Source organism: Streptomyces sp. NPDC048496 (assembly GCF_043200055.1).
GTDB lineage: Bacteria > Actinomycetota > Actinomycetes > Streptomycetales > Streptomycetaceae > Streptomyces.
On sequence record NZ_JBICXB010000076.1, the window covers coordinates 1 to 17,789 of the forward strand.

14 protein-coding genes and 1 pseudogene are annotated in these 17,789 nt (G+C 69.3%); 3 read left to right on the top strand and 12 right to left on the bottom strand.

Annotated features, from left to right (window positions below):
• Positions 1-96: 96 nt before the first annotated feature.
• From ACGFSA_RS32870 to ACGFSA_RS32890, 5 genes and pseudogenes are all read right to left on the bottom strand, one after another.
• Positions 97-489: pseudogene (locus ACGFSA_RS32870) on the bottom strand (electron transfer flavoprotein subunit beta/FixA family protein); the annotation flags it as partial.
• 51 nt (positions 490-540) lie between these two features.
• Complete coding sequence (locus tag ACGFSA_RS32875; protein WP_393309685.1) at positions 541-1,452, bottom strand: 3-hydroxybutyryl-CoA dehydrogenase; 912 nt, start codon at positions 1,450-1,452, stop codon at positions 541-543.
• A 29-nt stretch (positions 1,453-1,481) separates the two neighbouring features.
• The gene (locus tag ACGFSA_RS32880; protein WP_393309686.1) at positions 1,482-2,660 is read right to left on the bottom strand and encodes an acyl-CoA dehydrogenase family protein; all 1,179 of its coding nucleotides are present in this window, start codon (positions 2,658-2,660) and stop codon (positions 1,482-1,484) included.
• Positions 2,661-2,686: 26 nt separating this feature from the next.
• Positions 2,687-3,841, bottom strand: a complete 1,155-nt coding sequence (locus tag ACGFSA_RS32885) for a CaiB/BaiF CoA transferase family protein (protein WP_393309687.1) — start codon at positions 3,839-3,841, stop codon at positions 2,687-2,689.
• Positions 3,838-5,346 (bottom strand): aldehyde dehydrogenase family protein, encoded by a 1,509-nt coding sequence (locus tag ACGFSA_RS32890; protein WP_393309688.1) that lies wholly within the window; start codon positions 5,344-5,346, stop codon positions 3,838-3,840. The genes ACGFSA_RS32885 and ACGFSA_RS32890 overlap by 4 nt, the downstream gene beginning before the upstream one ends.
• 221 nt (positions 5,347-5,567) lie before the next feature.
• Between ACGFSA_RS32890 and gabT the strand changes: the two genes are divergently transcribed.
• Positions 5,568-6,944, top strand: a complete 1,377-nt coding sequence (gene gabT, locus ACGFSA_RS32895; RefSeq protein ID WP_365424066.1) for a 4-aminobutyrate--2-oxoglutarate transaminase — start codon at positions 5,568-5,570, stop codon at positions 6,942-6,944.
• A gap of 46 nt (positions 6,945-6,990) precedes the next feature.
• On the opposite strand, the gene ACGFSA_RS32900 is transcribed toward gabT, so the two are convergent.
• The 5 genes from ACGFSA_RS32900 to ACGFSA_RS32920 all read right to left on the bottom strand — a co-directional run bounded on the left by ACGFSA_RS32900 (position 6,991) and on the right by ACGFSA_RS32920 (position 14,828).
• Complete coding sequence (locus ACGFSA_RS32900; protein ID WP_393309689.1) at positions 6,991-8,520, bottom strand: PucR family transcriptional regulator; 1,530 nt, start codon at positions 8,518-8,520, stop codon at positions 6,991-6,993.
• A 5-nt stretch (positions 8,521-8,525) separates the two neighbouring features.
• Positions 8,526-9,272 (bottom strand): XdhC family protein, encoded by a 747-nt coding sequence (locus ACGFSA_RS32905; RefSeq protein ID WP_393309690.1) that lies wholly within the window; start codon positions 9,270-9,272, stop codon positions 8,526-8,528.
• 31 nt (positions 9,273-9,303) lie between these two features.
• Positions 9,304-10,689 (bottom strand): purine-cytosine permease family protein, encoded by a 1,386-nt coding sequence (locus tag ACGFSA_RS32910; RefSeq protein WP_393309691.1) that lies wholly within the window; start codon positions 10,687-10,689, stop codon positions 9,304-9,306.
• Between the two features lie 127 nt (positions 10,690-10,816).
• Complete coding sequence (locus ACGFSA_RS32915; protein ID WP_393309692.1) at positions 10,817-12,793, bottom strand: hydantoinase B/oxoprolinase family protein; 1,977 nt, start codon at positions 12,791-12,793, stop codon at positions 10,817-10,819.
• Between the two features lies 1 nt (position 12,794).
• Entirely contained in the window at positions 12,795-14,828 is a 2,034-nt protein-coding gene (locus ACGFSA_RS32920) for a hydantoinase/oxoprolinase family protein (protein ID WP_393309693.1), read from the bottom strand.
• A 139-nt stretch (positions 14,829-14,967) separates the two neighbouring features.
• Here ACGFSA_RS32920 and ACGFSA_RS32925 point away from each other — a divergent pair, with 139 nt between their 5' ends.
• Entirely contained in the window at positions 14,968-16,635 is a 1,668-nt protein-coding gene (locus tag ACGFSA_RS32925) for a PucR family transcriptional regulator (protein ID WP_393309694.1), read from the top strand.
• A 179-nt stretch (positions 16,636-16,814) separates the two neighbouring features.
• Here the strand turns inward: ACGFSA_RS32925 and ACGFSA_RS32930 are convergent, their stop codons facing one another.
• Positions 16,815-17,075 carry an integrase core domain-containing protein gene (locus ACGFSA_RS32930; protein WP_393309697.1) on the bottom strand — a complete coding sequence of 87 codons (261 nt, stop codon included), beginning with the start codon at positions 17,073-17,075 and terminating at the stop codon, positions 16,815-16,817.
• 2 nt (positions 17,076-17,077) lie between these two features.
• Here ACGFSA_RS32930 and ACGFSA_RS32935 point away from each other — a divergent pair, with 2 nt between their 5' ends.
• Positions 17,078-17,239 (top strand): DUF5372 family protein, encoded by a 162-nt coding sequence (locus ACGFSA_RS32935; RefSeq protein ID WP_393309695.1) that lies wholly within the window; start codon positions 17,078-17,080, stop codon positions 17,237-17,239.
• Between the two features lie 9 nt (positions 17,240-17,248).
• Here ACGFSA_RS32935 and ACGFSA_RS32940 read toward each other — a convergent pair whose 3' ends face one another.
• Complete coding sequence (locus ACGFSA_RS32940; RefSeq protein WP_393309696.1) at positions 17,249-17,722, bottom strand: IS3 family transposase; 474 nt, start codon at positions 17,720-17,722, stop codon at positions 17,249-17,251.
• Between the last annotated feature and the right edge of the window lie 67 nt (positions 17,723-17,789).

Genomic DNA, 17,789 nt, shown 5'->3' on the forward strand with positions numbered 1-17,789 from the left:
ACGGGAGATCTACCGGCTCATCGCCACTCCGAGCCCCGCAGCCAGCCACGCACGTGCCGCAACCGCTGCTTGACATCCATAGGGGCATCAGTGCCCGCCCATGGAGCCGTCGGTGGAGGCCATGCCGGAGATCACCAGGTCGTAGCCGGCCTTCTCGACCGCCTTGGCCAGCACCAGCGAGGTGCCGATGGCGTCCGTGCCGTGCAGGTCGTCGTCCTCGACGTGGACCGCCTTGTCCGCGCCCATCGAAAGCGCCTTGCGCACCGCGTCCTTGGCATCCTCCGGACCCACCGTCAGAACGGTGACCTCCGCGTCGTCGTCCCCGTCGTAGTTCTCGGCGATCTGCAGGGCCTGCTCGACCGCATACTCGTCCAGCTCGGAGAGCAGACCGTCCACGTCGTCCCGGTCGACGGTCAGATCCTCGGCGAAGTGCCGGTCGCCAGTGGCGTCGGGCACGTACTTCACAGTGACAACGATCCTCAAGCTCACCTTCATGTCCTCTATTTGTTGGTCAAGCTTGCGCTTCTTCGCGCGGGTCTCTCAGCGCGTGTAGTCGTGGAAGCCGCGGCCGCTCTTCTTGCCGAGCAGTCCGGCATCGACCATCCGCAGCAGCAGGGACGGCGGGGAGTGCAACGGCTCCTTGAACTCCTCGTACATGGAGCCGGCGATGGCCTTCACCGTGTCGAGGCCGATCAGGTCGGCCAGCCGCAGGGGACCCATAGGATGGGCGCAGCCGAGGACCATGCCGTTGTCGATGTCCTCGGCCGTGGCCAAGCCAGCTTCGAGCATGCGGACGGCGGACAGCAGGTATGGGACGAGGAGGGAGTTGACGACAAAGCCCGCTCTGTCCTGTGATCCGATGACCTGTTTGCCCAACCTCTCCGTGACGAAGGCCTCGGCGAGCCCGCGGACCTGGTCGCCGGTCAGAAGTGAGGGGACGATCTCGACCAGGGGCATCACGGGCACCGGATTGAAGAAGTGGGTGCCGACGACCTGCTCCGGGCGGCCGGTGGCCATGGCCAGCTTCATCACCGGGATGGACGAGGTGTTGGTCGCGAGGATCGCGTCCGCCCGAGTGACGACCTTGTCCAGACTCGCGAATACCCCGGTTTTGATGTGCTCGTCCTCTGCCACGGCTTCGATCACCATGTCCCGGTCGGCGAAGTCCGCCAAGTCGGTGGTGAAGCGGATTCGGCCAAGCACAGCATCGCGCTCCGCTTCACTGAGTTTGCGGTTGCGGAGGCCGCGGTCCAGGGATGCGGTGATCCGATCGCGTCCGGCTTTGAGGGTTTCCGGGCCGGTCTCGCACACCAGCACGGCGAGTCCCGCTCGGGCGCAGACTTCCGCGATTCCGCTGCCCATGAGCCCCGCTCCGACGACGCCGACGCGGCTGATGTCGGGAAGGGCCGGCAGGGCGGCAGCTGTGGAGCGACTGGGTATCGATGGCGTCATAGGGCGTTTCTCCGGAGGAAAATCGAGCATCAGCGGTAGGCGGCCTGACCGGTGAGAGCCTGCCCGATGACCAGGGTGTGGATCTCGCTGGTGCCCTCGTAGGTGAGGACGGACTCCAGGTTGTTGGCGTGGCGCAGCGGCGAGTACTCCAAGGAGATGCCGTTGGCGCCGAGGACGGTCCGGCACTCGCGGGCAATGGCCAGGGCCTCACGGACGTTGTTGAGCTTGCCAACGCTGATCTGTTCGGGACGGATCCGGCCCTGGTCCTTGAGCCTGCCCAGGTGCACGGCGAGCAGGGCTGCACTGCCGAGGGAGACGCTCATGTCCGCGAGCTTCTTCTGGGTCAGCTGGAAGGTGCTGATCGGCTTGTCGAACTGGACACGGGAGTCGGCATATTCCAGGGCAGTCCGGAGGCAGTCGCGGGCGGCGCCGACCGCGCCGAAGAGGATGCCGAAGCGCGCCTCGTTCAGGCACGACAGCGGCCCGCGCAGACCCTGGGCGTGCGGCAGCCGCGCCGACTCGGGCAGCCGGACATTGTCGAAGTACAGCTCCGAGGTGATCGAGGCACGCAGCGACATCTTCTGCTTGATGTCCTGGGTGGTGAAGCCGGGGGTGCCGTGCGGAACCAGGAAGCCGCGCACGCCGTCCTCGGTCTGCGCCCAGACGGTGGCCACGTCGGCGATGCCTCCGTTGGTGATCCACATCTTGGAACCGTTGAGGACCCAGTCGTCGTCGTCGCGCACGGCCTGGGTGCGCATGTTCGCGGGGTCGCTGCCGAAGTCCGGCTCAGTGAGCCCGAAACAGCCGATCGCCTCACCCGCGGCGAGCCGCGGCAGCCACTCCTGCTTCTGCTCTTCCGACCCCCACCTCCAGATCGAGTACATGGACAGCGAGCCCTGCACCGAGACGAAGCTGCGGAGGCCGGAGTCGGCGGCCTCAAGTTCCAGGCAGGCCAGGCCGTAGCTGACGGCGTTGGTACCCGCGCAGCCGTAGCCCTCGAGATGCATGCCCAGCACCCCGAGCTTGCCGAGTTCGGGGGCGATTTCGCGGGCGAAGTGCGCATTCTCGAACCAGTCGCCGATGTGCGGGCGGACCCGGTCGGCGAGGAACTTGGCGACGGTGGCCTGGATGTCGCGTTCCTCGTCAGTGAGAATGGAGGAGAAGTCGACCAGGTCGAGAGGGTCCTTCATCGGCTTGGCGCCGCTCATCGTGTGCTCCTTCGGGTGAGTGGACGTCAGGAGTCCAGCCAGTCCGCGACCTCGCCGGTGTGCTCGCCCAGCCGGGGCGGGCGGCGGTCGTAGCGGGGCGGGGTTCGGGACAGGGAGATCGGGTTGGCGACGAGATCCATGGGAGATCCCTCGTCGCCGGTGACCGCGGCCCGGGGCGCGAGGCCGAGGCGGTCGGCAAGGTCGAAGGCCTGCGCGAGGTCGTTGACCGGGCCGCAGGGCACGCCCAGGGGCGTGAGGTGCTCGAACCACTCGGCCGCAGTACGGGCGGCAAGCAACTCCCCCAACTGCTTGGCGAGTTCGTCGACGTGGGCGACCCGGTCGGGGTTGGTGGCGAAGCGCGTGTCGTCGGTCAGTTCAGGAGCGCCAAGTCCCCGGCACAGGGCGGCGAACTGGCGGTCGTTGCCGACGGCGATGACGAACAGCTGATCCTTCGCCTGGTAGACCTCGTACGGCGCGATGGACGGGTGCCGGTTACCCAGGATGCCCGGCACATGACCGGCGAGGGTGTATGCGGCGGCCTGGTTGACGAGGCTCGACAGCAGACTGGAGAGCAGGTTGACCTCGACGTGCTGTCCTTCGCCGGTCGCGTCCCGGTGGCGCAGCGCGGCGAGCACGCCCATCGCGGCGTGCAGGCCGGTGAGGACGTCCACCAGAGCCACGCCGGTCTTCACTGGCTGTCCGGGGGCGGGGCCAGTGACGCTCATCAGCCCGCCGACGGCCTGGATCAGCAGGTCATACCCGGGAAGGGCGGCCCCGGGCCCGGCGCCGAATCCGGTGATCGAGCAGTAGACGATGCCCGGGTTGACGGAGCGGACCTGGTCGTAGCCGAGCCCGTACTTGTGCATCGTGCCGGGCCGGAAGTTCTCGAAGAGCACGTCGGCGCGGCGCGCCAGTTCGGTTGCGCGGCGGCGGTCGGTCTCGTCGCGCAGGTCGAGGGCGAGGGAGCGCTTGTTGCGGTTGACGGAGTGGAAGTAGGTGGCCTCGTCGTGCGCGTGGGGTGGGCCCCAGGCGTGGGTGTCGTCCCCGGTGGCGGGGTGCTCGACCTTGATGACGTCGGCGCCGAGGTCGGCGAGGAGCATGGTGGCGTAGGGCGCGGCGAGGACCCGGCCGAAGTCGGCGACGAGTACGCCGCTCAGCGGCAGCGCCGAGGGTGTGGTCACAGCGTCGGCTCTCCGGAGCTGCGCAGGTACACGGTCGTGGTGCGGGTGAAGAACTCGCGCGCTGCGCGGCCCTGCTCCTTCGGCCCGTACGCGCTCTGCTTGGCGCCGCCGAACGGCACGTGCGGGTCGGCGCCAGCCGTCTCGGAGTTGATGTGCAGCATGCCGACGTCCACCTGGTCCATCGCGGCGGTGACGGCCCGCAGGTCGTCGGTGAAGAGGGCTGCGGAGAGGCCGAAGTCGCTGTCGTTGGCCAGGGCGAGCGCTTCCCGGGTGTCCTGGGCGCGGCGGACGGCGAGGACAGGGCCGAACAGTTCCTCGCGCCACAGCGGGTCGTCGCCGGCCAGCTCGGCCACGGTGGGCTGGACGAAGGCCCCGCCCATGCGGTCGTCGTCGTAGTGCCGGCCGCCGGTGAGGACGTCGACGCCGGAGCGAGCGGCCGCGGCGTCCACAGCCTGCTGGATCTCGTCCCGGGTCTGCAGCGAGACGACAGGCCCCATCTCGGTGTTCTCCTCCAGGGGGTCGCCGACCCGCAGGGCAGCGGCGCGCTTGGTGAGCTGGTCGAGGAACTCGTCGGCGATGGGCTCCTGCACGATGAGCCGCGAGGTCGCGGTGCATTTCTGGCCCGTGGACCGGAAGGCGCCGGCCAGCACCTCCTGCACGGCGAGGTCGAGGTCGGCGTCGGCGAGGACGACGGCCGCGTTCTTGCCGCCCATCTCGGTCTGGACAGGCCGGGCCAGTCGCCCGCAGGCGGCGATCAGGCCGCGTCCCACCGAGGTAGAGCCTGTGAAGGTGACCGCGTCGACGCCCGGGTGCTCGACCAGTCGGCCGCCGAGGCTCCCGCTTCCGATGAGCAGGGACAGCACGCCGTCCGGCAGTCCGGCCTCGACCAGCGCCTCGGTCAGGCGCACGGCAAGCAGCGGCACCAGACTCGCGGGCTTCCATATGACGGTGTTGCCGTGGCTGAGCGCAGGAGCGATCTTCCAGGCCGGAATCGCGATGGGGAAATTGAACGGGGTCACGACCGCCACGACACCGACCGGCCGGTGGATCACGTGGATCTGCTCGCCGGGGCGGGGCGAGGCGAAGACCTCGCCGACCGGGCGGGAGCCCTCACCGGCGTAGTAGCGGAAGATCTCCGCCGCCCGGCGTACCTCGCCGATGCCCTCGGCGCGGGTCTTGCCCTCCTCCCAGGCCAGTTCCTCGCCCCACTGCTCGGCATGCGCATCGATGATCTCGGCGGCGCGGTCGAGGATGCGGCCGCGGGCGTGGGGCGGGGTGGCGGCCCAGCGGCGGAAGGCCTCCCGCGCGGCCGCGACGGCCTGGTCGAGGTCATGGTCCTGGGCGAGCTGTCCTACGGCCACGGTTTCGCGGGGGCGTGCCGGATTGAGGTCGACGACGTCGTCGCCGTCGCCAGTCCGCCACTGCCCTGCGACGAGGTGACGCAGAATCTGGACCCGCCGGGCCGCTCCAGCCTCCCTCGCGCTGCTACCTGCAGTGGGTCGCATCGACACTCGACACTCCTTTCGGGACATCCCTGCACGCCGTTGGGGCCCGGGGCGCGGTGGGCTTGGTGAGGCCGTCATTCTGTTGGGGCCGCGCCTGTGGCGCACTGGACGCAATGGCCTGTCGGTGGCCCTTCGGGCAGGCCGATTCGTCGATGGTGCGGCGTGCGCGGCGGTGGTTGGCTCGGCGTCCCCCGAACCCCGAACCTCCCGGAGGACGTCCCATGCCCGGTGATTCCCGACCGGCCGGCGGTCCCGGCCTCAAGCAGGTCCGCCGGATCGTCACCGAGATCCCCGGTCCGCGCTCACGCGAACAGCTGGCCCGGCAGCACGCCCTGGTGCCCGCCGGCGTCGGCGCAACCCTGCCCGTCTTCGTGGAGGCCGCCGGCGGGGGCGTGATCGTCGACGCGGACGGCAACTCCTTCATCGACTTCGGCAGCGGCATCGCCGTGACCACCGTGGGCAACTCGGCCCCGGCGGTGGCCGAGCGCGCCGCCGCACAGCTGCGGCGGTTCACCCACACCTGCTTCCTGGTGAACCCGTACGCGTCCTATCTGGACGTCTGCGAGAAGCTGAACGCACTCGCGCCCGTTCCCGGTGAGAAGCGCACGCTGCTGGTGAACTCCGGCGCCGAAGCGGTGGAGAACGCAGTGAAGATTGCCCGGGCCGCCACCGGGCGCCCGGCGGTCGTGGTCTTCGACCACGCCTTCCACGGCCGCACGCTGCTGACGATGACCCTGACCGCCAAGAACCAGCCCTATAAGCACGGCTTCGGCCCGTTCGCACCGGAGGTCCACCGCGCCCCGATGGCCTATCCATACCGCTGGCCCACCGGGCCCGAGCACTGCGCAGAGGAGGCCGCCGACGCCCTCGAGGATCTGCTGGACCGGCAGGTGGGGGCGGACAATGCGGCCGCCGTCCTTGTCGAGCCGATCCAGGGCGAGGGCGGCTTCATCGTGCCGGCGCCCGGGTTCCTCCCCCGGGTCGCCGAGATCTGCCGGGCCCGCGGCATCCTGCTCATCGCCGACGAGGTCCAGACCGGCATCGCGCGCACTGGGCGGATGTTCGCCTGCGAGCACGAGGGCGTCCAGCCTGATCTGATCACCACCGCGAAAGGCCTCGCGGGCGGCCTGCCGCTGGGAGCAGTCACAGGCCGCGCGGAGCTGATGGACGCGATACCGGCGGGAGGACTGGGCGGCACGTTCAGCGGCAATCCCGTGGCCTGCGAGGCCGCCCTTGGTGTCTTCGCCGAGATCGAGGCCAACGACCTGATGGAACGGTCCCTCGAGATCGGTGACACCATGCTCGATCGTCTGACCGACCTGAGTGACGCGCATCCAGTGATCGGGGACGTACGCGGCCGGGGCGCGATGACCGCCATCGAGCTGGTGGAACCGTTCGGCACCCGAGTCCCCGCTCCCGACCTCGCCACCCGGATCGCCAGGCGCTGCCACGCGGAAGGGCTGCTGGTCCTCACCGCCGGCAGCTACAGCAACGTCCTGCGCTTCCTGCCGCCGCTGTCGATCTCCGACGCCCTTCTGGAGGAGGGTCTCTCCATCCTCGGCGAGGCCGTCACCAAGGAGGCCGCATCCGCCGTATGACAGCATCCGGCCGCCGTGGGGAGAAAGCTGCCGAGCAGGGCAGCCTTCAGTCGCGGCGGCCGGGCTCCTGCCACACCGACAGCGCCAGCAGGAGTTCGGCACGGACGTGAGCGGAGTCGAGGTGGGTGCCGAGGAGGTTCTGGATCCGCTCCACGCGGCTACGCAGGGTATGCCGGTGCACACCCAGGGCCGCGGAGGCCGCCTCCCACTGACCGTTGTGTTCGAGAAACGCCCGCAGGGAGGCGAGCAGTTCGGTGCCGTGCCGGACGTCGTACGCGGCGAGCGGGCCGAGTCGGGTGGCGGCCAGCGACTCCAGCACCGCTCTCGTCTCGGGGCTGGTGACCAGCGTCTGTCCGGCCAGCGACTCGAAGGAGACCAGGTCCGGACAGCCGCGCGCCTGCGCCGCCGACGCGGCGTTCATGGCCTCGCGCAAGGCGGTCGGCCCGTTCCCCGGATCCTGTACGCTGCTCAGCCCGGCCCAGGTGCGGGCGCGCAGGCGGGCAAGCGCGCCGTCCGTGACGGCACGCGCCGTCTCCGTATGGCCGCCGGGCAGCAATATCACCGCGCACCCCTTGTGCACGGCGCCGAACAGGGGCAGGCCGCGCCGGGCCAGCTCCTCCCCCGCCAACTCCAGAGCACGCCGCGGGTTGCCGCCCCGCAGGGCCAGGACGCGCACGCCCTCGCGAACTGGGAAACCCGCCTCGGTGAGGTGGTCCACGGCGGCCGCCGCCGGAACCGAGCCGTCCAACAGCATCCGCAGGAACATGCCGTTCACGCGGCTCTGTTCGTCACGCAGCCGCAGGGGCTTCTCCGCCTCCAGGGCGATCAGCGACGCCGCATGCCCGAGCAGGAGGTGGTCGACCGACGTGAGCGACCGGTCGGTGACCAGGATCAGGCGGCCGTGCACTCGCGGGCCCACGCGCACCTGCTGCACCGCCACCACGCCGTCGGAGCCGGTGCTCACCGCGGCCGCTGCCTGATCCGCGGGGCCCAGGCGGGCGAGCACCCCGGGTCCCGGTGTGCTCGCTCCGGGCGGGTGCGAGGCGCGTGGCGTGCCGTCGTGGTCCAGGAAGAAGATGGACGCCCTGGTGGAGACAGCCAGTTCCCTTACGACGGCCTGTGCGCCACCATGCAGCGCGGCCCGGGTCATCCGGGGCTGGATCCGGGATGCCTGGACCACGCCCTCGTACTGCTGCTCGGCCAGCCGCTCCATGACCGCCTTGGTGACGGCCACGAACGGCGTCGGCAGGGGTACTTCGAGCAGGGGCAGCCCTGCTTCCTCGGCCGCCTCGACCAGAGCGTCGGGCACGCGCGCGTACGACAGGCCCACGCCGAAGCCGACGGCGGCCACCTGGACCTTCGCCAGGTGCCTGATGTAATCCTTGCGAGCGTCGGCCGAGGCCGGCAGCCGCAGTCCGGTGGTGAGCACGAGTTCTCCGCCACCAAGCCATGGCACCGGGTCGGCAAGCTCGATGCTGTGCGCCCAGTCCACCTCGCGGTCCAGGCCGTCGCGACCGGCCAGCACCTTCAGACGCAGTTCCGGGCGCCGCAGCAGCCAAGTGAGGGGGACGCCCATGCCGTTCACCTCCTGTCGACCGGCGGTGCAGCCGCGTGAATGCGGCCGTGGTGTTCGATCAGCCGCTGTGCCGTGCCGCCCCACTTGCGCGCGATCATCTCGGCCGCGATCGAGACAGCCGTCTCCTGAGGGATGCGGGCGCCGAGGTGCAGGCCAATCGGGCTCGGCATCCGGGCAATCTCCGCGTCCGTGAGGCCTTTGTGCTTGAGGCGTTCGATCCGGCCCTCGTGGGTGCGTCGGGAGCCCCATCGTGCCGATGCAGGCGACGTCGGGCAGCCGCAGCGCGACTTCGAGAAGCAGGATGCGGAACTTGGGTCGTGGGTGAGCACGGCGTGGACTGTACGGCCGTCGATGCGGCCTGCCTCGGCTTCCCTCGCGAGGTAGCGGTGCGGCCATTCGACGACGACGTCCTTGGCGCCAGGAAAGGGGGCGGCCGTGGCGAACACCGGACGGGCGTCGCACACGTTGAACCGATAGCCGAGGAAACGCCCAACTGCGCAACCACGGCGGCGTAGTCGATCACCTCGAGCACGATCATGCAGGGTGGCCAGAGGAAGGACTCCACGAAAGCCGTCAGGCCCTCGCCGCACCACTGGCCGTCGGCGCTGTAGGCGAGTGTGGCACTGTGGCCGGCGGCGAGGAGGCCCAGCGGGGTCCGCAGCGCCCGGTGACGGTGTGGTGGCATGTCGCCAGTCCCCTTCTAGGTGTGGCTTCCTGTCGCCGTGTTGGCGACACAGAGGGCACGGGCACACCCGACGGCCACCGCCGGGTGTGCCCGTGCCCTCAGACAGCGGTCGTCACCGCGTCCGTCTCAGGAAGTGGGGAACCCTTCGCGCCGGTCACCGCGCGCAGCGTGGCGTAGACGCCGCAGGCGCAGACAGCCGTCAGGATCGGCCCCCAGGTGGTCGCCCACGCGGGCCCGGTCTCCAGGACAACCAGCCCGACCAGTGAGCCGGCGCCCCACCCGACGACGCCGGGCAGTGACACCATCCGAGTCGTGCGGGTCTCGGCCTGCGCCGGGTCGACGCCCTGGTGCCGGTCCATGGCGACGTGGGTGAGGGCAATCGCCACCCAGCCAGTCACCAGGACGCCCTGCCAGTTGAGCGCCGTGAGGATGTAGCTGAACACGTTCGTCAGCATGATCAGGAAGATGATGGCGCTCCCGACCAGCACCCAGACCACACGCGGCAGGCGCAGCCGGAACACCACGCTGCCCAGGATCTCCAAGTTGCTGGAGGCCAGGAAGTAGTTTGCGGTGTTGATCCGGGTCTGGCTGACGAACACCAGCAGCACGGCCCAGATGCCCATCACGTGGGTGAGCGCGACCGCGACGCCACCCTCGCTGACGGTGCTGCCCACGAAGCTGCGCAACGCGTGCGACAGGAAGATGCCGACCAGGCCGTTGACCAGGAAGGTCACCGCGTAGAAGACCCACCCGAAGGTGACCGTAGTGTGGAAGCGGCGGTCCTGCGGCCGGCCGAGCTGGGCGAAGTCAACCGTGTACATCATCAGGATCCACACGCCCATGTAGATGCCGAACGCCATCAGCCATCCGGGGCCGCCGGCGGCGAACGGGACGCCGTCCTGCGCGCCGGAGCCTGTCCACCCGGCCGGCTCGCCGGAGACCGCCGCCACGACCACCGCGGCGACCAGACCCGCCGCGTACAGCGGCAGGAGCAGGCCGTTGAGCTTGTCGAGCCAGTTGCGGACGCCGCCAAAGACGAGCGGTGTCGCGTAGGCGACCACGATGAAGTACCAGACGTTGATCGACCAGCCGAGGCTGTCGCGGGTGTAGGCCTCCAGCGTGGCCGCGATGATCGAGCCCTCGAAGACCCCGTAGTAGAGCGCGGTGGCCGCGAAGACCAAGGTCGCGAGGACCGACCCGACCCTTCCGAACAGCAGCTGGGAGAACCGCTCGACGCCGAAGCCGGTGTCGATGGCGTACCCGGCGAGTGCCCTGTTCACCAGGCCGAATACCGCGACGGTCAGCAGCAGGCCGATGACGGTGTCGGTGAATCCGACCGTCGAGGCGACCAGTCCCGCGATGTAGAGGTAGAACATCGCGGAGACCAGCGACCACCAGCCCATCATCAGGGACAGGCGCGGAATTCTGTCGGCGTGTGATCCGTCGCTGTCCGTAACGGGTTTTTGTGTGGGTGCAGCAGGCATGACTGATCCGTTTCCGTTCCAGGGTGGAGGCCCGCGTCCGAACCGGGCCGGGAAGGGCCGGCCTCCGGGATGCGCGTCGGCGGGTGCGTTCCGTGTCGGGAAGTCCGCACCGAAAGCGGGGACTTGGTCACGCCCAGTGGGCGAGCGCGCGGTCGCGCAGGGTGCGGCGGAACTGTTCGGTGGTCTCGCGCAGCAGTTCTCCGGTGCCCCAGTCGACGATGACTCCGTAGCGGCGGATCATGTCCAGCATGTCGACCTCGCCGGCGCGGTAGCGCTCGGCGAGTTCCTCGGGGTCCTGGGCGAGCCAGTCGGCGCGGGCGGCGGCGATCTCGGTTCGCAGCGCGTCGGTGGCTTGCTGGTCGAGTTCGTACTCGTCGAGCTCCGGGCTTACCGGCCGGATCACCACTCCGTAGTCCTTGGCTGCGCGGTCGAGGGAGACGTAGCCGTCGATCACGTCCTCGACGACGAGGTGGGGATCGCGCTTGAGCGGGTCGCCGTATCCGCCGCCGCCGGCCGAGGGGCGGGTGAACGTGTCGCCGGACTCGACGGCGACGTTGGAGAAGACACTGCCGAGGAAGCGTTCCTCCTCGGTGCCCTTGTTGAGCCAGACGCCGTGCGGGACGGATGGCAGGCCGCCCTCGATGCCCCAGGTAATGGAGCGGGCGCGGTCGCAGCAGTACGACATGACGGTCTTCTCGGCGTCGGTGAGCAGGCCGCCCTTGTCCACGCCGCAGCCGCCGCGGTACATCCCCGGTCCGCCGGAGTCGGGGGTGATGCTGTGCGTGGTGGTCAGTACGGGACACAGACGTTCCTGGCCCTCCAGTGGCTGCACTGCCAGGCCGGGGCCGAACACCGGGGACGTGGCGTTGGAGCCGTCCTTCGTGCGGCGGCCGCCCCAGCCGCCGGCCATCCAGTCGTACCACATGAAGTACGGCCGCTCCTCGCTCCGGCCGTCACGGCCGCCGACCAGGAGGTATTCGAGGTTGAACGAGCAGGCCATGGCTCGCTCGGGCAGAATCCGCGACCAGATCTCGATGATCGCGTTCATCAGCTTCTCGTAGGCCCCCGAGCAGAATCCGGTGACCGCGATCGGCCAGCCGGCGTTCACCACGGTCCCTTCGGGGCCGAGGTCGCCGAGCACCACGCGGTAGAAGCCGGAGTTCAGCGGGACGTCGGGGAAGAAGCTCTTCGTGCCGGCGTAGAGCGCCGAATAGGTGGCGCCGTAGCCGCTGTTGAGGAAGGTCGCGACGGCGGGGGCGCTGCCGGACAGGTCGTAGGTGACCGTGCTGCCCTCGATCGTCATCTTCACCCGGATCGGGACGAGGCCCTCCTCGCTGCCGGGGTCGGCGTCGAGGTGGTCGACGGCCTCCCAGGTCCCGTCGGGCAGTTCGCTCACCTTGCTGCGCACCAGGTCCTCGACGTAGTCCTGGACCTCGGCCATCGCCGCGACGATGGTGTCCCGGCCATAGCGGTCGACCAGGCGGACGAGCTCGCGCTCGCACACCGCGGTCGCCTCGGACTGCGCGTGCAGGTCGCCGAGTCCGACGAACGGCGAGCGGGTGTTCTGCACGATCAGCTGGGCAACGTCGTGGCGGAAGACGCCGCGGTCCCAGATCTTGAGCGCCGGGATGCGCAGGCCCTCCCCGAAGTGCTCCTTCGCGGTGACGTCGAACGAGCCGGGGACCGTGCCGCCGACGTCGGCCCAGTGGCCCTTGTTCTGGGCGAACCCGATGATCTCGTCGTCGACGAAGATGGGCCGGATGAAACTGATGTCGTTGAAGTGGGTGCCGCCGCGGTAGGGGTCGTTGATGGCGAAGACGTCGCCGGGGTGGATGTCGTCGCCGAAGTACTCGATGACGGCCTTGCACTGGAAGTGCAGGGTGCCGACGTGTACGGCGATGTCCTGGCTGCCCTGCATGACGGTGTTGCCCTGTGCGTCGCACAGCGCGGAGGAGAAGTCTCGGCAGTAGATGACGAAGGAGTAGCAGGTCCGCAGGATCTGCTCGCTCATCAGGTCGACCGAGGTGGCGAAGGCGTTCTTCAGGACCTCGAAGGTGACCGGATCGAGCGTCCGCTCGTGCGGGGGGTGCTCGGTGGTGCTCACGTCAGGCCTCCTGGAGGTGGATGCGGATATTGAGCCAGGCGTCGATCTCGGCCTCGGCGCGGGGTGGGACGACGGTGGTGGAGTCCAACTGCTCGACGATCACGGGGCCTTGGAGGCGGGTGCCGGCCGGGAGGTCGTCGCGGCGGTGGATGCCGGTCTCGACCCAGCCGGCGTCGGGGAACCAGACCTGCCGGGTCGCCGCCGGCTCGGGGGCTGGGCCGACAGCGAGGTCGTGTGTGGCGAACGCCGGCTTCGGCGTTACACCGGTCGCCTGCAGGCCGAGCTGGTAGATCTCGACCGGGGTGTCGTTCCGGCGGAACGCGAACTCGCGCTCGTGCTCCTCGTGGAAGCGCTCCACCGCCTCGGCGAGCGCGCCGGGCCCCGTTCCGCAGGGCACGACGAGCGAGCGCCACTGGCCCTGGTAGCGCATCGAGGCGTTGCGTTGCAGCACTGCGTGCTCGGGCGAGATGCCCTCGTGGGTGAGGCGCTGCGAAGCCTCCCGCTCCAGCTCCTGGAAGGTGCGTTCGAATTCCTCGGTGTCGGCCTGGTGCGCCTGGCAGGAGAACATCGCGGACAGGTCGTGCCGGATGTCGACGAGCAGGCAGCCGAGCGCGGAGGTGACGCCCGGATTCGGCGGGACGATCACGGTCGGGATGCTGAGCTCGCGGGCGACCTCGGCGCCGTGCAGGGCGCCCGCACCGCCGAACGCGACGAGCGCGAAGTCGCGGGGGTCGTAGCCGCGCCGGATCGAGACGAGCCGGACTGCGTCGGCCATGTTGGCGTTGGCGACCTTGATGATCGCCCCGGCAGCCTCGGCGAGTTCGAGCCCCAGCGGCTCGGCGATCTTCTTGATGGCCTTCTCCGCCAGTTCGGGCTGGAGTGACTTGGCGCCTCCTGCAAGGCTGGTGCCGAGCCTGCCCAGGGCGAGGTTGGCGTCGGTGTTGGTGGCCTCCTCACCGCCCGCGGCGTAGCAGGCGGGTCCCGGCGTCGCGCCGGCCGACTGCGGGCCGTTGCGCAGCGAGTCCGCCTCGTCGATCCAGGCCAGAGAGCCGCCGCCGGCGCCGATGGTGAGCACCTCGATGCTGGGGAAGATGATCGGGTAGCCGTACTCGACGGACCACTCCTTGGTGGTGCGCAGTTCCCCTTCATGTACCAGGCAGATGTCGGTGCTGGTGCCGCCCATGTCCAGCCCGATCGCGTTCGGGTAGCCGCACTGCGCGGCGACGTGCCGGGCGGCGATGGCGCCGGCCGCGATACCGGAGGCCGCCAGACGGACGGGGAACCGGCCCACCATCCGCGGAGTCATCGAGCCGCCGCCCGAGTGCAGCAGGAGCAGATCGCCCCCGTACCCGCCGTGGCTAAGGCGCTCCGCCAGCCGGTCGACATAGCCGGTGACCAGCGGGGCAAGCACGGCGTTCGCGACCGTGGTGTTGAAGCGTTCGTACTCGAAGATCTCCGGAAGGATCTCGGCGGAGGTGGACACGCTCGCCTGGGGAAGTTCCTCGGCGAGGATCTGCGCCATGCGCAGTTCGTGCGCATTGTTGGCGTAGGAGTTGATGAAACACACCGCGACGGTGGTCACGCCGCGGCGGGCCAGCAGCCGGGCCAGCTGACGTGCCTCCTCCTCGTCGAGCGGAGTGACGATGCGCCCCTCGGCATCGATCCGCTCGGACACCTCGAAGCGGTCACGGCGCCGGATGTACGGCCGGGCCACGTCCGAGTAGGCGTCCCAGAGGTCGTCCTTGGTGCCGTCCCGGATCTCGAGGACGTCCCGGAAGCCCCGGGTCGTCACCATCGCGGCCGCCGGGAAGCGGCGGGTGATGAGGGCGTTGGTCGCGACGGTCGTCCCGTGCGAGAAGAGGCCGACGTCCGCCAGGTCGATCCCGGCCCGCTCGATTCCGGCGACGACCGCACGCATCGGGTCCGCCGGTGTGGACGGCACCTTGGTCACGCGGGTCGCGTGCGCCTGCTCGTCGAAGATGCATACATCGGTGAAAGTGCCGCCGACATCGACAGCCACACGGAGTTTTGGCACAAGTGCTCCTGATGTAGTAGGCGCCGCGATTGCGGAGTGGGGAACAGAATGAGGGAGTACCAGCCTCCGGTCGACGTACGATCTACCAAGCCGACAGCTGAGGCTTGTGTGACAGCACAAAATTTGGTTCGCTGCGCGCATGCCACCGACCCGAAACATCACCGTGCGAATGTTGCTCGGGGTGCGTCATCTCGGTCTGAAGACCGTCAATGAAGGTGACCTTGACCGCCGCATCCGCGGCGCGCATTCGGTCGAGATCGAAAGCGCCGGGAAGTGGCTGCGCCAGGACTGGCTCATGCTCACCACGGGCCTGCGGTTCGTCGGCCTGCCGGACGCCGAACGGCAACAGAAGACGCTGGCCGAGGAACTCGTCCAGTGCCGGGCCGCGGCGCTGCTCTTCGGCGTCGGCGTCCATTTCCGGGACGTCCCGCCCGCCCTGCGCCGGGCCGCCGAAGCCGCGGGGCTGAACCTGCTCACGGTCGACCCTTCGGTGCCGTTCCTGCAGGTCGAGCAGTACGTATATGAGTCCGAGCTGTCCTCGGACGCCTACCTGCTGCGGCAGCGCCTGCGCATCCAGGAGGACCTGCTGGAGGCGTTGGCCGCGGACCAGCCGATCAAAGCCCTGGTGCACCGGATCGGTGCGCTTACCCATGGCGCGGCCATCCTGTACGAGGAGTCCGGACGCGTAGTCGAGTCCACGGGACAGGGCCCTACGGTGCTCATCTGGAGCGCGGTGCGCGCGGGAAGCAGCCACGGCGGCCAGCACGGCTTCACCGTCGGACGCTGGCATGTCACGGCACGCCCGGTGGCCCTGCGCGGCGTCGGATACTGGATCGCCATCGCCTCGCGCCGTGAGCAGGTCATCGACGAACTCGGTCAACCGATCCTGGACGCGACCCAGAAGCTTCTGGGGGCGATGCGGGGACTGCGCACCCTGACGCTGGCTCAATCCGTGACCGAGGCCGCCGAGATCCTGCGCACGATCCGCTCTGGCATGACCCCCGACACGGCCAGCCGCATCTGGGACCGGTTGCGTCCCTTCCGCTTCGAGCGGAACCGTACGATGCGCGCATTCGTAGCCGTACCGAAGGCCGACCAGGACACCTCACGCGGCGACGGCCCGGCACCCGCACACCCCGACCCCAGGGACGTCCTCCTGGAGACGGCCCAGACCTTCGGTCTGCCGCTCGTCCTGGAAGCCGACGAGACAGACGGGTTCAGCGGGCTGGCCGGTGACCGTGTCGTCCTCGACGACTGGCTCCGGGTGGCCGCTCGCACCCACCACGTCGGACTGAGCGAGCCGTTCGAGGACCTCAACCTCGCCCGCGCCCGGACCAGGGACGCCGAGCGCGCTCTCAGGGTGGCGATGCGAGGCTGGCACCACCGCTTCGGGGCGGGTACCGCCGAGAAGACCGGGCAGCCAGGGTCGATCCTGCGGTTCGAGGACGTCGACCTGGTGACCTGGCTGCTCGCCAGCCGCTCGGTCGACGCAGTCGCGGCCAAGGCGCGCCAGCAGCTCGGCCACCTGCTCACCCGGGACGACCTGACCGCCACGGTAGTCACCTACCTGAACTGCGACCAGGACGTCCGCGCCACCGCACAGGCGATGTTCCTGCACCCCAACTCCGTGCGATATCGACTGCGGCGCGTCGAGGAGCTGCTCGGAGCGCCGATCACGTCAACGGTCGTCGTCGCCAATCTCTACCTGGCCCTCCACGACCGGATGGCGGAGCCACGCCAGAGTCAGCGAGACGAGGACGACGCGCCTGGACCGAACTCTTCCCGCGGACTGCGCGGCGACCGATGAACATCGCGCTTCGAGGGAAGACCCCACGATCTCCCGGACCGTGGATTCGTCACTCGAGGACGTCGCTGCCACGCCGAGCCCGGCGCCCGATCGGCGGCCGCACTCCGACTACCCGGCCACCCTGCCGGACAAGGCCACCTGGGCGCTTCCCCCCGGGTGGTAGACACCGGTTTATAGGGTTATGCGGCGAGGTCCACGGTATCCGATGGGAGTTCGTGTTGGCGTTCGTATTCGATCGGGCAGACCTGGCCGTTGGTCGAATGGCGGCGCCAGGAGTTGTACCGGTTCAGCCAACGGAACACTACCTGACGGCAGTTGGCGGGTCCGTCGAAGCGGCGGGCGCCTTTGAGGAGCTCGCGTTTCAGCGAGGAGTGGAAACTCTCACAGGCGGCGTTGGCGTGAGCTGTCGAATGCGCTCGTTCGCCGTGGTGACGATGGATCTGTGCGGTTGATCCATCCGTTCCATCCGAGGAGCGGGGAGGTCTTCGAGTTCCTCGAGCGGATGAACTCCTGGCGCGGGGACGTCGTCCTGGTGCTGGATGCGGCGGGTCGTCGCTGCTCGTTCCCGGTGGAGTGGACGGATGTCAATCCCCTGGTTTCGTAGAGACCTCTCCTATGCGGCCTGGCACCTCTGGTCGCTCTTCTTGCGTGCTTCGGTGATGACCCGTTCGAACTCCTCCGGCGGCATCCCGCCGGCCGAGCTGTGCCTCCGTCTCGGGTTGTAGAACCCGGTGATCCAGGTGGCGATCTTCAGGCGGGCCTCGGTGCGGGTGGCGAACCGGTGCCGGTGGATGTACTCGACCTTGAGCAGCGAGTTGAACGACTCCGCGGCGGCGTTGTCCAGCGCCGACCCCACCCGCCCCATGGACTGCACCACGCCCAGGCGCTCACACAGGTTGTTGTACGCCTCTGACGTGTACTCACTTCCCCTGTCGCTATGGAAGATCGTCCCGTCCCGGCGGCCACCACGCGTCGCGATGGCCATCTGCAACGACGCGCCGACCAAGGCCGCGTCATGATGCTCACCCATGGCATAGCCGAGACAGCGGCGCGAAAAACGGGCTCTCCTGCCGTATGTGTGGGTCATTGGGTTGCGAGTTGACGGCCGGGGAGGGTGGGTTTGTCTCCTGCGAGCGTGAGCATGACGAGGGCGA

What these genes read in the sequence shown, in the direction of transcription:
- ACGFSA_RS32880 (WP_393309686.1), bottom strand. Translation starts at nt 2,660, where the DNA reads ATGAGCGGCGCCAAGCCGATGAAGGACCCTCTCGACCTGGTCGACTTC.
- ACGFSA_RS32875 (WP_393309685.1), bottom strand. Translation starts at nt 1,452, where the DNA reads ATGACGCCATCGATACCCAGTCGCTCCACAGCTGCCGCCCTGCCGGCC.
- ACGFSA_RS32940 (WP_393309696.1), bottom strand. Translation starts at nt 17,722, where the DNA reads ATGACCCACACATACGGCAGGAGAGCCCGTTTTTCGCGCCGCTGTCTC.
- ACGFSA_RS32910 (WP_393309691.1), bottom strand. Translation starts at nt 10,689, where the DNA reads ATGCCTGCTGCACCCACACAAAAACCCGTTACGGACAGCGACGGATCA.
- ACGFSA_RS32890 (WP_393309688.1), bottom strand. Translation starts at nt 5,346, where the DNA reads ATGCGACCCACTGCAGGTAGCAGCGCGAGGGAGGCTGGAGCGGCCCGG.
- gabT (WP_365424066.1), top strand. Translation starts at nt 5,568, where the DNA reads ATGCCCGGTGATTCCCGACCGGCCGGCGGTCCCGGCCTCAAGCAGGTC.
- ACGFSA_RS32925 (WP_393309694.1), top strand. Translation starts at nt 14,968, where the DNA reads ATGCCACCGACCCGAAACATCACCGTGCGAATGTTGCTCGGGGTGCGT.
- ACGFSA_RS32900 (WP_393309689.1), bottom strand. Translation starts at nt 8,520, where the DNA reads ATGGGCGTCCCCCTCACTTGGCTGCTGCGGCGCCCGGAACTGCGTCTG.